Genomic DNA, 12,938 nt, shown 5'->3' on the forward strand with positions numbered 1-12,938 from the left:
AGGGGCAGAACGCCCACGCTCGCCTGCCGCCCGATACCGGTCCTTTGACGATCGAGGTGAGGCGCTCGACCTGGCGACGTTCCGGGTGGGTTGTCTGGTGAGTTACGGAACGCGAAAGGTACCGGAGATCTTTCTCAGCGGGGCGCTACGTCCCACATGCGCTCGCCGGGCAGGGGGTCGGGGAGCTTGTCGATCATCGGCATCGGGTCGTTGGTGACCCGGAGACCGGCGAATCGGCGGCTCATGGCGTCTGCGTACCGCTCGGCCAACGCCGGCTCGGCGTTGTAGTCGGCGATGACGTGCTCACCGAACCAAACCCGCACGCGTCGGCGCTGAACGGTCTGGGTGGCGGTGGCGGTTGTCACTGGTCCTCCTGGCTGTACTTCGAGGGGTGGACGGCCTGGAAAACGCGGGCGAGCGCGGTGCCGGTGCGCCGTGTTGTGTTCACCGTCACGTCACTTCCAACGGAGGACGCCGAGCCGAGGTCACGCCCGGATCCGGAAATTCTGGGCGACCGGCAAAACTTTTTCGGACCCATCGGAACCCAATTAATTCGAACCCGTTTTCGATTAGTCGAACGGGCCGCGTACGGAGACGCCGCCGTCCAGCACGATCTGCTGGCCGGTGATGTACGACGCCGCGTCGGAGGCCAGGTACACCACCGCCGCGGCGACCTCCTCGGACCGCCCGAAGCGGCCGACCGGGATCTCCTCGACGACGCCGGGCTCGACCACCCCGTTGGCGACCGCGGTCGCGATCGCGCCGGCCGCGGCGACGTTCATCCGGATCCCGTCCCGCGCGTACTCCGCGGCGACCGTCCGCGCCAGGCTGGCGATGCCCGCCTTCATCACGCCGTACGCCGCCTGCTCCGGCGCGGCCATGAACCCGGTGACGGACCCGACGCTGACGATCGCCCCGCCGGTGCCCTGGTCGAGGAACACCCGGAGCGCGGCCCGGACCGCGCGGGCCACGTACCGCAGGTTGACCTCGTAGATCGTGTCCCAGTCCGCGTCGGCCATCTCGTGCAGCTTGACCGCCGGCACGAACGCGACCTGCCCGCCGACGACGGTGACCAGTACGTCGAGCCCGCCGAGCTGCCGGACCGCCTCGGCGACCATCGCCTCGAGGTCCGCCGCGGAACGTACGTCACCGGACACCGGGTAGGCCGTACCGCCGGCGGCTCGGACCGCGTCCGCTGCCTCCGCGGCCCGGGCCGGGTCGAGGTCCGCGACCACCACGGCCGCACCTTCGTTGCCGAAGGCTTCGGTTGTCGCACGGCCGATCCCGCCGCCACCGCCGCCGATCACCAGGGCTCGTTTCCCACTCAGCTGCATGGGCGGAGAGTACGACAACAACGTCACGAGATTCACAGGGATTCCTCAGGTAAGACACGCCGAAGCTGTCAGAACGGCTCCGTACGCTGGAGGCGTGACCATCGAAGACGCTGGAATCAGGCCGCTCACCGAGGGATCCACCGACGAACCGGTGGTGGCGAACGCCTTGGTCGTGCCCGAGCGGGTGATCGGCGGCGTGGTCGCGTCACCGGTCCGGCCGGGTGCCGCGGGTATGGCGGCCGTCCAGACCGAACACCTGATCAGCGACGTCGGCGACGCGCTCCGGCTGCTGGACGCGGTCGAACGGGTCCGCGGCCACGCGCACCCGTTGATCCTCGGCCTGCAGGAAGCGGTCGGGATGAAGATGCCGGCCGCACTCGTGCTGAGCGCGATCGCGAACGGGCGGACCACCGCCCACCAGGTCGCCAAGCAGGTCGGCATCACGCCGGGCGAGGCGGAGCTGGCGATCGCCGACCTGGAAGCGCTCGGCATGGTCCGGACCACGCCGGCCCTGGCCGTGTCGTCGCTCGGCCAGGCCCGGCTGTCGCAGCTCGACGGCCTGACCGTCCGCGTCCTCGACGTCGTCACCGGCATCCTCGGCCCGACCGACGCCGCGCACCTGGTCCGCCTCCTGCACACCGTTGCCGACGGCCTCGAATCCGCCTCGGTCGCCGCCGCGGTCAATCCCGCGCTGTCTCACAACTAGTGTCGAAAACGGCTTGGTGGTAACGACGTAGCTGGTGTCGAGTGACTAGGAGGGCATCAGATGCTTCACGACAGCAAGGCGTTCAGTGGGTTCTCGGTGGACGACGTGCCGCGGGCCAAGGAGTTCTACACCACGACGTTGGGTCTCGACGTCGGTGAAGAGCACGGCATGTTGCAGCTGCGGACCGGTAGCGGCAACACCGTGCTCGTGTACCCGAAGGACAACCACGTCCCGGCGGAGTACACGGTGCTCAACTTCCCGGTCGCCGACATCGAGGCGGTCGCGCGCGAGTTGACCACGCTCGGCGTCACGTTCGAGAAGTACAACGACGACCAGGACGAGCTCGGGATCTACCGCGGCCAGGGTCCGTTGATCGCGTGGTTCAAGGACCCGGCGGGCAACGTTCTCTCGATCATTCAGGACTCCGGCACCGGATCCTGATACTGGCCGAGCCGGCCGGTATAGCGGGAGCCGTTCAAGTACGGCCAGGGGTACGCCGTACAGCCGTGCAGGCCGAGGGTTTGTTGCTGCATGACCGGCGCCGGCTGGCCGGGTCCCGGGCAGAGCTCGTGACCGCGGCCGAGCCGGTGCCCGGTCTCGTGGTTCACCATGTACTGCCGGTACGTCGTCAGCGAGGCGCCGTACCCAGGGACGCCGTGAGCCCAGCGCGCCACGTTCAGCACCACGCGGTTTCCGATCCGGCAACTCGTGTACCGGTCGGGCGCCGCGCCGCAGAGCACGTCCCGAGTCTCCGGCGTGACCAGCATCAGCGTGAAGTCCGGGTTCGTCCCGGGCCCGACCTGCTGGAACCGCCACAACCCATGCGACGCCCACCCTTCGGCCGCGCCGTACGTCGCCCGTACGAACCGCGCGAACGCGGCGTGGTCGACCCCGGTGATCCCGCTCTCGATCGCGACCTGGAACCGCATCAGCTTCCCGGCCCGCCCGATCACCGCCGGATCCCCGGGCAGTACGGCGTACCGCTGCGGCCCGGCCATGGGATACATGATCGGCACCGGCGGGACGACCACGCGCCGCGACGCCACCGGCTGTGCGGGTGACTCCGCAGGCTCGGTCGACTCGACCGATGCCGGTACGACGCCCCGCTCCGGGTATCCGTGCCGCGCGAACGGGCTCGCCGGTAACTGGAACAGCACCCCGACCGCGACCACCACCCCGATCGCGAGACCGATCGTCCTGACGACTCTGCGACGCATCCGGTGAGCTCCTCACGGCACGCCCCCGGCGGGCGTGTCCTCACTGACTTCTTGCCCCAGTGCCCGCAATCCCTTCTCCGCCCACAGGTGGAGACCGGATTTCCACCTGCCGGTTCCGGACCCGCGCCGATAGTTTCGATCGAAGAAGCACACCCGTACCAAAAAGGAGCCTTCGATGCGACTCTTGACCGCGGGGCTCGCAACCCTGCTGACCGCTGTCACCCCCGTAGTCACCGGGGTGGGTCCCACGCCGCGGCTGACCGCGGACGTCAATCGCGACGGCGTACTGACCCACGCCGACGACGCCGGCAAGACCACCTGGACCGACAACCGCGGCGCGATCTTCCTGCCGAACCTCGATGACGACGAACACCGCTGTACGGTCGACCCGGCCGACCTGAACGCACCCGGCCGCGCGGTCGACGACGAACTCGCCGCCTGCAACGACGCGGCCGACGACCGGATCGACGGCCCGCGGGACGCGGCCGATCTGGCGCCGTTGTCGATCGATGCCGAGCGCAACCTTTCCGGCGAGGCGACCGGCACGATCACGATCGCACCGGCGGACAAGGCCCGCGTCTTCCCGAGTACGTTGACCGCGAAGGATCTGCGGCACGGTGTGCGGCTGCTTCTCGAAGGCCGCGACATCGTCCGCGATCCGAAGAAGTGGGACGGGCAGATCACCGTCACACTGTCGGTCACCGACCACGGCCGCACAGCGACCGACGCCGTACGGATGCGCGTCGCTCCGCTGATGCTGCAGAACGACCTGCAGCCGGCACAGACCGTACTGGCAGGCCGGCCGAACACCGGCCAAGGCTGGTGGGGCGGCACACCTCCTTACCAGCAAGGCGCTCCAGGCGAGTGGCGGTCCTTCGCCGCGGCGTTGCGCAAGGCAACCAAGGTGCGATTCGTCCGAGGTACTCCGGAAGGCTGGAAGGACATGTGGTTGCAGGACTCGTTCGAACCGGCGACCGTGAGCATGCCGGCCGTCGGCGGTCCGCACACGATGCGCATCCTGATCCGCTCCGGCAATGTGTGGGACCTGCCGGCCGCGAACACTCCGCGGCCGTCCGGCCGGCTGCTCTACCGGGACCTGCGCGGACCGGACGTCGGCATCGTGCAAGAGCTCGCCGACAAGGCGTCACCGGGCCTCGACGACCTGCTCAACATGGGCGGCAACGTCGAGTCGCTCCCGCCGTACGCCGGGTACCCGCACGGGCGGATCGTCTACGGGTCGGGCGAGCGGCACCCCGATGCCGGGTTCATCACGATGGTGACAGGCCAGGGGTACCAGCCGCCGGTCGTGGTCGACACCTCCTGGCTGATGATCGGGCATGCGGACGAGACGACCCACGTCGTACGGGCGAACAACGCCCGCGGCTGGACGCTCGCCGTCGCGGACCCACGCCTCGCCGCGCGACTGTTGCGCGACGTGCAACGACGCGGCGGTGAGAACACCCGGCTGTTCGCGGACACGAACTCGAAGTACAAGCCGACGGTCGACGAGCTGCTCAGCAGCGGGCTGCCCGGTAACGAGGACGCCGCCCGGCACATCGACGACCAGCTGAAGATCCTGCTGAAAGCGACCGGCCTCGCGGAGCGCGAGCTGGTCCGGCTGCCGGTGATCTTCGACCGGGTGCCCGGCTACGGGTTGCTCAAGGCAATGAGCCCGGGTCTGACGAACGGACTCTCGGTAACTGCTCGAAGCTTCGCCGCCCCGGATCCGCACGGCCCACGACTGCACGGACGGGACGTGTTCAAGCAGGCGACGGAGCGCGCGCTGCAGCAGAACGGCGTACGGGTGCACTGGGTCGAGGACTTCTTCTGGGCGCACCTCGGCGGCGGCGAGGTCCACTGCGCCACCAACGCCCTCCGAGACACCGGCGGTACTACGCCCTGGTGGGCCGGAAACGCAGGGACGGGAAGGTCGCCTCGATGAAGCCGAGGTTTCGGTAGAGGTCGATGCCGTCGTCGGTCGCGTGCAGCTCGATCTGGCCGACGGCGGTCTCGTCCTGGAACCACTCCATCAGCGCGACCACGCACGCCTTGGCCAGACCACGGCGCCGGAACTCCGGGTGGGTGCTGACGTTGTACAGGTGGCCGCGGACCGTGGTCGGATCGTTCGGCCCCGGCGCGTGCGTATAGACGTTGCCCGCTGCGCCCGCGACCACACCGGCGGCCGGGTCGTCCACGACGTACGCAGCGAACGTGTCCGGCGACGCGAGCTGGCCAGCGAACCAGTCGCGCGCGATCGTCCGCCACGGCGCGTCCGGTCCGCCGACGTCGTTGCCCATCGCGGCGAGCATCAGTCCGCGTAAGTGGACCAGCGACTCCGCATCGTCCGGCTTCGCTCGCCGTACCTGAATGTCGGTCACCTGATCGATTCTGCCAACTTTTTGCCGGGTCGGTGAATCGAAGAGGGCATGGCCCCGAGCAGAGCACAGCGCGCCGCCCGCGCCCGCCGAGCAGAACCACGCCCAGCCGGGCCACGGAGGGCAGCACCACGACGGACGACGGGCCTCGGCGCACTCGCGATCGCGGTCCTCGGCGTGCTGCTGCCCGGTACGGCGTTCCTGGTCGCGCGCCGGTTCAAGCTCGGCACGGCGGTGACGTTGCTGAGCCTCAGTCTGTACGGCGCAGCGGCGTACGTCGGCCTGCTGAACCGGGACGCCGTGATCTCGTGGGCGCTGGACCCGACGCTGCTGCTCTGGATGATCGTCGGCCTGTCCGTGGTCGCGCTCGCGTGGATCGCGGTCCTGGTCACGTCGTACAAGATGCTCCGGCCGCTGACCGCCGGTCCGGCGGCGCGGACGCTCGGGTCGCTCGTGATCGGCGTGCTGTGCTTCGCGATGACGGTCAGTACGGCGACCGGTGCGCAGACGCTGATGGCACAGCGCGGCCTGGTCAAGAAGGTGTTCGGCGGTGCGGAGTCGAAGAGCGCGACGCGGCCGACGATCACCACGAAGAAGGACATCTCGGACCAGTTGCCGCGGCTGAACGTCCTGCTGCTCGGCGCGGACGACGGCGCGGACCGGGACGGCGTCCGGACCGACTCGGTGATGGTCGCGAGCATCGACACCAAGACCGGCAACACCTCGCTGATCTCGCTGACCCGGAACTTCATGCGGATGCCGTTCCCGGCCGACTCGCCGCTGCACAAGAAGTACCCGACCGGCTTCTGGGACCCGAACGGCCCGAAGGAACAGTCCGAGTTCTACCTGGACGCGATGTACCGGAACATCCCGAAGAAGTACCCCGGCATCCTCGGGCCGTCGGACAACGAGGGCGCGGACGTGCTGAAGCAGTCCGTCGGCGAGGCGCTCGGGCTACCGATCCACTACTACGTGCAGATCAACCTGCGCGGGTTCGCGAAGCTGGTGGACGCGCTCGGCGGGATCACCGTGAACATCAACTACCCGGTGCCGGTCGGGGGCAACGACGACCTGAAGATCCCGCCCAGCCGGTACCTGCAGCCCGGGCCGAACGTCCAGCTCAAGGGCGGCGACGCGCTCTGGTTCGCCCGCGGCCGGTATCGGGTACAGACCGGCGACCTGGCCCGGCAGTCCCGGCAGCGCTGCACGGTCAAGGCGATCGTGGAGAAGGCCACACCGCAGAACGTGCTTGCCAACTTCGACTCGATCGCGGCGGCCGGCGCGCAGCTGATCCGCACGGACATTCCGCGTCAGGTGCTGGCGCAGCTCGTCGTGGTCGGCGAGCGGGTGAAGAACGGGAAGATCGCGAACGTCGACCTGGACAAGAAGAAGAACTTCCCCACCGGCCAGAACCCGAACTACGCGGCGATGCGCGCGATCGTGGCCCAGGCGATCAACCCGGTTCACCGGACCACGCCCGCGCCACGCAAGACCACCACCACGAAACCGTCGACGATCGCAACCCAACCGCGTCCCACGACCAAGCCGACCGCGGGCGACCTGACCTCGGAGTGCGCGTACCACCCCGGGCCGCCAGGTTAGGAGCGCGGGCCGACCAGGATGCAGAACTCGTTGCCGTCCGGGTCGGCCATCGGAATGGCCGCGGCGCCCTCCTGGCCGCTGTCCAGCCGGGTCGCGCCAAGGGCGACGAGCCGCTCGGCCTCCGCCTCGACATCGCCGCCGGCCGACATGACGAGGTCGAAGTGCATCCGGTTCTTCGGGGCCTTCGGACTCACCGGCGGGCCGCCCCAGGCGAGCTTCGGTCCGCCGCTCGGCGCCTGGATCGCGGTCTCCTCGTCCTGGTCCCAGACCAGCGGCCAGTCGAGCGCCTTGCTCCAGAAGTACCCGACCGCCCGCGTACCGTCCCCGGCCAGCTCGCCGAGGAAGGCGGTGTTCGCGAGGAAGTTGTTCCCCGCTTCGATCACACAGAACTCGTTGCCTTCCGGATCCGCGAGGACGATGTGCAGTTCCTCCGGTAGCTGCCCCACGTCGAGGTGCCGGCCGCCGAGCTCGATCGCCCGGGCCACTGTCGCCGGCTGCTGCTCGGGCGTGTCGCTGGTCAGGTGGAAGTGGATCTGGTTCGGCCGGTCCTTCTCGACGTCGCTCTGCAGGAACCGCAGCCGGAACACGGTCTTCTCGTCGGGCAACAGCTCGTTGCCGTCAGCCTGCTCCCAGCCGAGGAGGCCGCCCCAGAACCGCGCCTGCGCGACGGGATCCTTCGCGTCCACCGACAAGGCATACAGGGAGAGGCTCATGGCCGTCACGGTAGGTCGGCGCCGGTCGGCGCCGCAAAGTGTTTAGCGGCGACGCGGGCGTGATGATCCGCCTGCGCACGCGTCATCGGCTGCCGGAGCAGTACGAGCTGGTGATAGATCGGCGCGGTCGCGGTGAGCAGGAGTTGGTGCGCGTCGGCGTCGGCCGCGATCTCGCCGCGCTCGACGGCCCGTCGTACGACGAGAGCCGTGCGGGCGTAGCGGTCCTTCCAGAACCTGGTCAGAGCGTCGGCAGCTTCCGGCGTACGGAAGGAGGCGGCGATCACCGCCTGGGTGAGCGAAGGGCGCGTGGTCAGCGCGGCGTGCACCTCGCGGTTGACGGCGACCAGGTCACCTTCGAGCGAGCCGGTGTCGGCCGGCTCCCACGAGTCGTCGGCTCCGGACTCGAGCAGGTCGACGAGCAGACCGGGCACGGTCTTCCAGCGCCGGTAGATCGTCGTGCGATGGACGCCGGAACGGTCGGCCACCGCGTCGATCGTGAGGCCGTCGTACCCGTGGTCGGCGAGCTCGGCCTGCACCGCCGCGAGCACGTCGGCGCGCACCCGGGCGGTCCGTCCTCCCGGCCTGCTTGCGCGATCCGTGTCGGTCATGGCATCATCTTAACGCAACAGCCGTCGCATTTAGGGAGTAGCCAGTGATCTTCTGACCCGCCGTTCGCCAACCACGAACCCGCGAGAGGTCAGGAGGATCCTCATGTCTACCCAGCTGTCCCTGCACGACGTCACCAAGTCCTACGACCACCGCCTGGTGCTCGACCGGATCAGCTGCGCCTTCCCACCAGGGCAGGTCAGCGGCCTGATCGGCGAGAACGGCTCCGGCAAGTCGACGCTGCTGCGGATCCTGGCCGGTCTCGAACCGGCCACCGACGGTACGGCGACCGTTGCCGGAAGCATCGGTTTCCTCGCCCAGGACAACCCGCTCGACCTGGACCTCGACGTCCAGGCGCTGGCCGACCACGCCCTGGCGGACCTACGCCGGATCGAGTCCCGGATGCGCGAACTCGAAGCATTGCTGGCGGCAGGCCGAGTCGATGTCCTGGACGAGTACGGCGAACTCCAGACCGTCTTCGAGCTCCGTGAGGGGTACGACGCGGACGCCCGCTTCGCTCGTGCGACGTACGGTCTCGGGCTGTCGACGCTGCCCGGCGACCGTCGGCTGTCCGAGTTGTCCGGCGGCGAACTGGCCCGGCTGCACCTGGCCGCCGTACTCGCGTCGTCGCCGGAAGTCCTGCTGCTCGACGAACCGACCAACCATCTCGACGTGTCGGCCGCCGTCTGGCTGGAGGATCACCTGCGAGCTCGTCGCGGTACGACCGTGGTCGTCTCGCACGACCGGGCGTTCCTGGAGCGGGTCGCGTCGACGTTGTTCGAAGTGGACGGCGACACCCACCGGATGACGCGCTACGGCAACGGGTTCGAGGGCTACCTGCACGAGAAGGCCGCCGAACGAGCTCGGCTCGAACAGGCCCGGCAACAGTGGGAGGACGACGTCGCGGAGATGCGCGTGATGGTTCGTACAACGGCCGACCGGGTCGCGTACGGGCGGCCGATGAAGGACAACAACAAGGTGGCGTACGACCGGGCGACCGGTCGCGTCAACGAGGCGGAACGCAGCAAGATCCGGAACGCCAAGGAGCGCCTGCGCCGCCTGGAGGAGGACCCGGCACCGGTGCCGGCCAAACCGCTCCGGTTCCACGCCTCGATCCGTACGACGGGCGCGGCCGCCGAGCTGGACGCGGTCGGCATCACGATCGCGGACCGGCTGCGGCCGATGTCGCTCGAAGTACCCGCCGGTGGCCGGGTACTGATCACCGGGCCGAACGGCGCCGGCAAGTCCACGCTCCTCGACGTCCTCGCGGGCGTCCTCGAGCCGGACTCCGGGTACGTCGACCGCCGCGGGCGGATCGGCTACCTCCGGCAGGACGTGGACGAACCACGGCCGGACGACACGTTGCGCCAGGCGCTGGCGCGACACCCGGGTGCGGCCGGGCTCGGTCTGTTCCGCCAGGAGCAGTTGCAGACGCGGGTCGGTGCGTTGTCGACGGGTCAACGCCGACGTCTCGCGCTGGCCCGAGTACTCACCACGCCGTACGACGTACTGCTCCTGGACGAGCCGACGAACCACCTGTCGCTCGTGCTGGTGGAGGAACTGGAGGCCGCGCTCGACCGGTACGCCGGTGCGCTCGTGGTCGTCAGCCACGACCGCCGCTTCGTCTCGCGCTGGCGCGGAACCGTCATCGACCTGAAGGAGAACACCTGTGTCAGTTAACGAACATGCGATCGACGGCGCACCGTACGGCGTGGTCGCGGCCGGCGGTGAGGTGTGGACGACGCTCGTCCACATCGGCCGGGTCGCGACCGTCTCCGGACGGGTGTACGACCTCGACGCGCCGGAGTCCCGCCCGAGCGTGATCGTCGACGGTCCGGACGACGCGGTCTGGTTCACCCGGAACGGCGACGACCGCGTCGGGCGGATCGGGTACGACGGCGTCGTGTCGGCGGTCGACGTCGCCGGTGCGCCGTACGGCCTGTGCGTCGGACCGGACGGCGCGTTGTGGTGCACCCTGATGAGCAACGACTCGATCGGCCGCATCACGGTCGCCGGAGAGGTGACGACGTACCCGATCGGGACGACCGGCGCGTTCCCGGGGATGATCACGTCGTTCGCCGGGGACCTCTGGTTCACACTCAACCAGGCGAACGCGATCGGGCGGATGACGGTGACCGGTCAGGTCACCACCTATCCCCTGCCGACGGCCGGTGCCGGACCGGTCGGGATCAGCGCCGGAACTGACGGCGTCTGGTTCACCGAAATCCTCGCGAACCAGGCGGGCTTCATCGATTCGGCCGGTGTTCTCGAAGAGTTCGCGCTGCCGGCCGACTCCAAGCCGCACGCCGTGGCCGCAACGCCCGACGGTTGCTGGGTCACTCTGTGGGCGGCATCCGCCGTGGTCCATCTAGATGCCAAGGGCAACATTACGGAGCGATTCGACCTCGGTGCCGGCGCCGAGCCGCACGGGCTGTCCGCCGACGACTCGGTCTGGGTCGCACTGGAGAAGGGTTCCGTGGCTCACATCCAGCCTCACGGGTGAGCAGGTTCACTCGGTGGAGGGAGGACGCGATGCACGGTGGAGGTGGACAGTGGAGTTGTGAGCACGGACGTGCAGGTACGGGGACCGCGGGTCCGTGATGTCGTCGCCGTCGGCCGCCCCGCGTTCTGGGTGGTGTCGATCGTCCCTTACTACACAGGGATTCTGCTCGCGACGCATCGGCTGATCCCGCCGGTCGGGGAATGGCCGCGCCTCATCATCGGCGCGGTCGTGATGGGACCGCTGGTGTGGCTCGCCGTCCTCGCGGTCAACGACGCGTACGACCTGCCGAGCGACCGGCTCAATCCTCGCAAGGCCAAGTCGCCGCTGCTCGACGGGCGGATCACGCTCCGGGCGGCGATGCGGCTGGCCTTCGCGGCCGCAGTCGCAGCGGTCGGGCTGAGCCTGCTGGTCGGGGTCGTGTTCGCGCTGGGCGTGCTGCTGGCCGTACTCCTCGGGTACGCGTACTCCGTGCCGCCCGTCCGGCTGAAGACCCGCGCCGGCTTCGACGTCGCGGTGAATGCCCTTGCGCTGGGCGCTTTCGGACCGCTCGCCGGTTGGGCGGCGATCAACCCGGACCTGAGCGACTTCCCCTGGTTGATGGGCCTGCAGGGCACGCTCGCCGCGGTCGGCCTCTACCTCCCGACGACCATCGCGGACCTGGAGGCGGACCGGGCCGCCGGCTACCACACGATCGCGGTCCGCTTCGGCGCGCGTACGACGTACCTGATCGGGTACGGCGCCTGGATCGCGGCGGCCGCGCTGTCGGTGATCCTGGCCGCAACCGGCACGATCATCCCGCGCAGCATGCTGCTCCTCGAGGTCGTGATGGTCCCGGTCCTGATCGCGGCCTACCCCAAACTGATCGGCCCACAGCAGTCCTTCAAGGGCATCATCATCTTGGCCTCGCTGTTCCTGTTCCCGTGCGGCACGTTTGCGCTCACCTACACCGGAATCCGTTAGCAAATGCACGTGCACGAAGAGCAAAGATTTGATCACTGATCTTTACAGCGATGGAACGGCCCGGAACTCTTGTCTCTCATGACTCTGACCCGCCCGGAGCTGGAGACCGACTACGCCCTCGGCCGGTCCGCGATCGCGGACTTCAAGGCGCACGGATTCGTCAAGCTGAAGAACGTGCTGAGCGCCGAGACGATCGCGGAGTACGAGCCGGAGATCACCGGCAAGGTGATCGAGCTGAACACGCAGCACCTGCCGCTGGAGGAACGCGACACCTACGGCAAGGCGTTCCTGCAGGTCTCGAACCTCTGGCAGGACAGCGAACGGGTACTCGAGTTCGTGTCCTCGCCGCGGCTGGCACGGATCGCCGCCCAGCTGCTCGGCGTGCAGTCGGTCCGTCTGTACCACGACCAGGCGCTCTACAAGGAGTCCGGCGGAGGCGTCACGCCGTGGCATGCCGATCAGTACTACTGGCCGTTCACCACCGACCGGTGCGTGACGATCTGGGCTCCGCTGCAGGAGACCCCGATGGAGATGGGCCCGCTCTCGTTCGCGGCCGGCAGCCAGACGTTCGAGCACGGCCGCGACCTGCCGATCAGCGACGAGTCGGAGCGCATCCTGCAGCAGGCGCTCAAGGAGCAGGACTTCACCGAGGTCTCAGAGCCGTACGAGCTCGGAGAGGTCAGCTACCACCTCGGCTGGACGTTCCACCACGCACCGCCGAACAGCACCGACATCCCGCGCCGGGTGATGACCGTGATCTACATCGACGCCGACATGGAGATCGCGCCGCCCGTGAACGACAACCAGATCGCGGACCTGGCCACCTGGATGCCCGGTAACGAACCGGGCGAGCGGATCTCGTCGCCGCTGAACCCGATCCTCTACTGAGCGGGGCGGTCTCTGTACCTATTAGTATGTACGG

14 protein-coding genes are annotated in these 12,938 nt (G+C 68.9%); 8 read left to right on the top strand and 6 right to left on the bottom strand.

What is annotated here, in order from left to right; all coding sequences use genetic code 11:
• Window positions 1-134: 134 nt before the first annotated feature.
• Entirely contained in the window at window positions 135-365 is a 231-nt protein-coding gene (locus tag ACFYRU_RS10025) for a hypothetical protein (protein ID WP_141856379.1), read from the bottom strand.
• Window positions 366-569: 204 nt separating this feature from the next.
• Complete coding sequence (locus tag ACFYRU_RS10030) at window positions 570-1,334, bottom strand: SDR family NAD(P)-dependent oxidoreductase (protein ID WP_387655448.1); 765 nt, start codon at window positions 1,332-1,334, stop codon at window positions 570-572.
• A gap of 94 nt (window positions 1,335-1,428) precedes the next feature.
• Between ACFYRU_RS10030 and ACFYRU_RS10035 the strand changes: the two genes are divergently transcribed.
• Together ACFYRU_RS10035 and ACFYRU_RS10040 are read left to right on the top strand one after the other, a co-directional pair.
• On the top strand, window positions 1,429-2,040 hold the full coding sequence (locus ACFYRU_RS10035; protein ID WP_387655451.1) for a MarR family transcriptional regulator: 612 nt from the start codon (window positions 1,429-1,431) through the stop codon (window positions 2,038-2,040).
• Window positions 2,041-2,100: 60 nt separating this feature from the next.
• Window positions 2,101-2,481, top strand: coding sequence for a VOC family protein (locus ACFYRU_RS10040; RefSeq protein WP_387655454.1), 381 nt, complete (start codon window positions 2,101-2,103; stop codon window positions 2,479-2,481).
• Here the strand turns inward: ACFYRU_RS10040 and ACFYRU_RS10045 are convergent.
• Window positions 2,457-3,257, bottom strand: a complete 801-nt coding sequence (locus ACFYRU_RS10045) for a DUF3152 domain-containing protein (protein ID WP_387655457.1) — start codon at window positions 3,255-3,257, stop codon at window positions 2,457-2,459. The two genes, ACFYRU_RS10040 and ACFYRU_RS10045, sit on opposite strands and share 25 nt — an antisense overlap.
• Window positions 3,258-3,432: 175 nt before the next feature.
• On the opposite strand from ACFYRU_RS10045, the gene ACFYRU_RS10050 reads away from it, so the two are divergent.
• Window positions 3,433-5,199, top strand: coding sequence for a protein-arginine deiminase family protein (locus ACFYRU_RS10050; RefSeq protein WP_387655460.1), 1,767 nt, complete (start codon window positions 3,433-3,435; stop codon window positions 5,197-5,199).
• Here the strand turns inward: ACFYRU_RS10050 and ACFYRU_RS10055 are convergent.
• Window positions 5,150-5,635 (bottom strand): GNAT family N-acetyltransferase, encoded by a 486-nt coding sequence (locus ACFYRU_RS10055; RefSeq protein WP_387655463.1) that lies wholly within the window; start codon window positions 5,633-5,635, stop codon window positions 5,150-5,152. The genes ACFYRU_RS10050 and ACFYRU_RS10055 overlap by 50 nt on opposite strands.
• Before the next feature lie 48 nt (window positions 5,636-5,683).
• Between ACFYRU_RS10055 and ACFYRU_RS10060 the strand changes: the two genes are divergently transcribed.
• Window positions 5,684-7,234, top strand: a complete 1,551-nt coding sequence (locus ACFYRU_RS10060) for an LCP family protein (RefSeq protein WP_387655466.1) — start codon at window positions 5,684-5,686, stop codon at window positions 7,232-7,234.
• Here ACFYRU_RS10060 and ACFYRU_RS10065 read toward each other — a convergent pair.
• Together ACFYRU_RS10065 and ACFYRU_RS10070 are read right to left on the bottom strand one after the other, a co-directional pair.
• Window positions 7,231-7,947 carry a VOC family protein gene (locus ACFYRU_RS10065; protein ID WP_387655469.1) on the bottom strand — a complete coding sequence of 239 codons (717 nt, stop codon included), beginning with the start codon at window positions 7,945-7,947 and terminating at the stop codon, window positions 7,231-7,233. The two genes, ACFYRU_RS10060 and ACFYRU_RS10065, sit on opposite strands and share 4 nt — an antisense overlap.
• A 5-nt stretch (window positions 7,948-7,952) precedes the next feature.
• Window positions 7,953-8,555 (bottom strand): TetR/AcrR family transcriptional regulator, encoded by a 603-nt coding sequence (locus ACFYRU_RS10070; RefSeq protein ID WP_387655472.1) that lies wholly within the window; start codon window positions 8,553-8,555, stop codon window positions 7,953-7,955.
• 103 nt (window positions 8,556-8,658) lie between these two features.
• On the opposite strand from ACFYRU_RS10070, the gene ACFYRU_RS10075 reads away from it, so the two are divergent.
• The 4 genes from ACFYRU_RS10075 (at window position 8,659) to ACFYRU_RS10090 (ending at window position 12,904) form a co-directional block, all read left to right on the top strand.
• Window positions 8,659-10,233, top strand: coding sequence for an ABC-F family ATP-binding cassette domain-containing protein (locus ACFYRU_RS10075; RefSeq protein ID WP_387655475.1), 1,575 nt, complete (start codon window positions 8,659-8,661; stop codon window positions 10,231-10,233).
• A complete protein-coding gene (locus ACFYRU_RS10080) occupies window positions 10,223-11,056 on the top strand; it encodes a virginiamycin B lyase (protein WP_387655478.1) in 834 nt (277 codons plus the stop codon). The genes ACFYRU_RS10075 and ACFYRU_RS10080 overlap by 11 nt, the downstream gene beginning before the upstream one ends.
• A 57-nt stretch (window positions 11,057-11,113) precedes the next feature.
• A complete protein-coding gene (locus ACFYRU_RS10085) occupies window positions 11,114-12,016 on the top strand; it encodes a UbiA prenyltransferase family protein (protein ID WP_387655481.1) in 903 nt (300 codons plus the stop codon).
• Window positions 12,017-12,094: 78 nt separating this feature from the next.
• The gene (locus ACFYRU_RS10090) at window positions 12,095-12,904 is read left to right on the top strand and encodes a phytanoyl-CoA dioxygenase family protein (RefSeq protein ID WP_387655484.1); all 810 of its coding nucleotides are present in this window, start codon (window positions 12,095-12,097) and stop codon (window positions 12,902-12,904) included.
• Window positions 12,905-12,938: the final 34 nt, after the last annotated feature.

It is taken from the genome of Kribbella sp. NPDC004536, from assembly GCF_042873835.1.
Lineage (GTDB): Bacteria > Actinomycetota > Actinomycetes > Propionibacteriales > Kribbellaceae > Kribbella.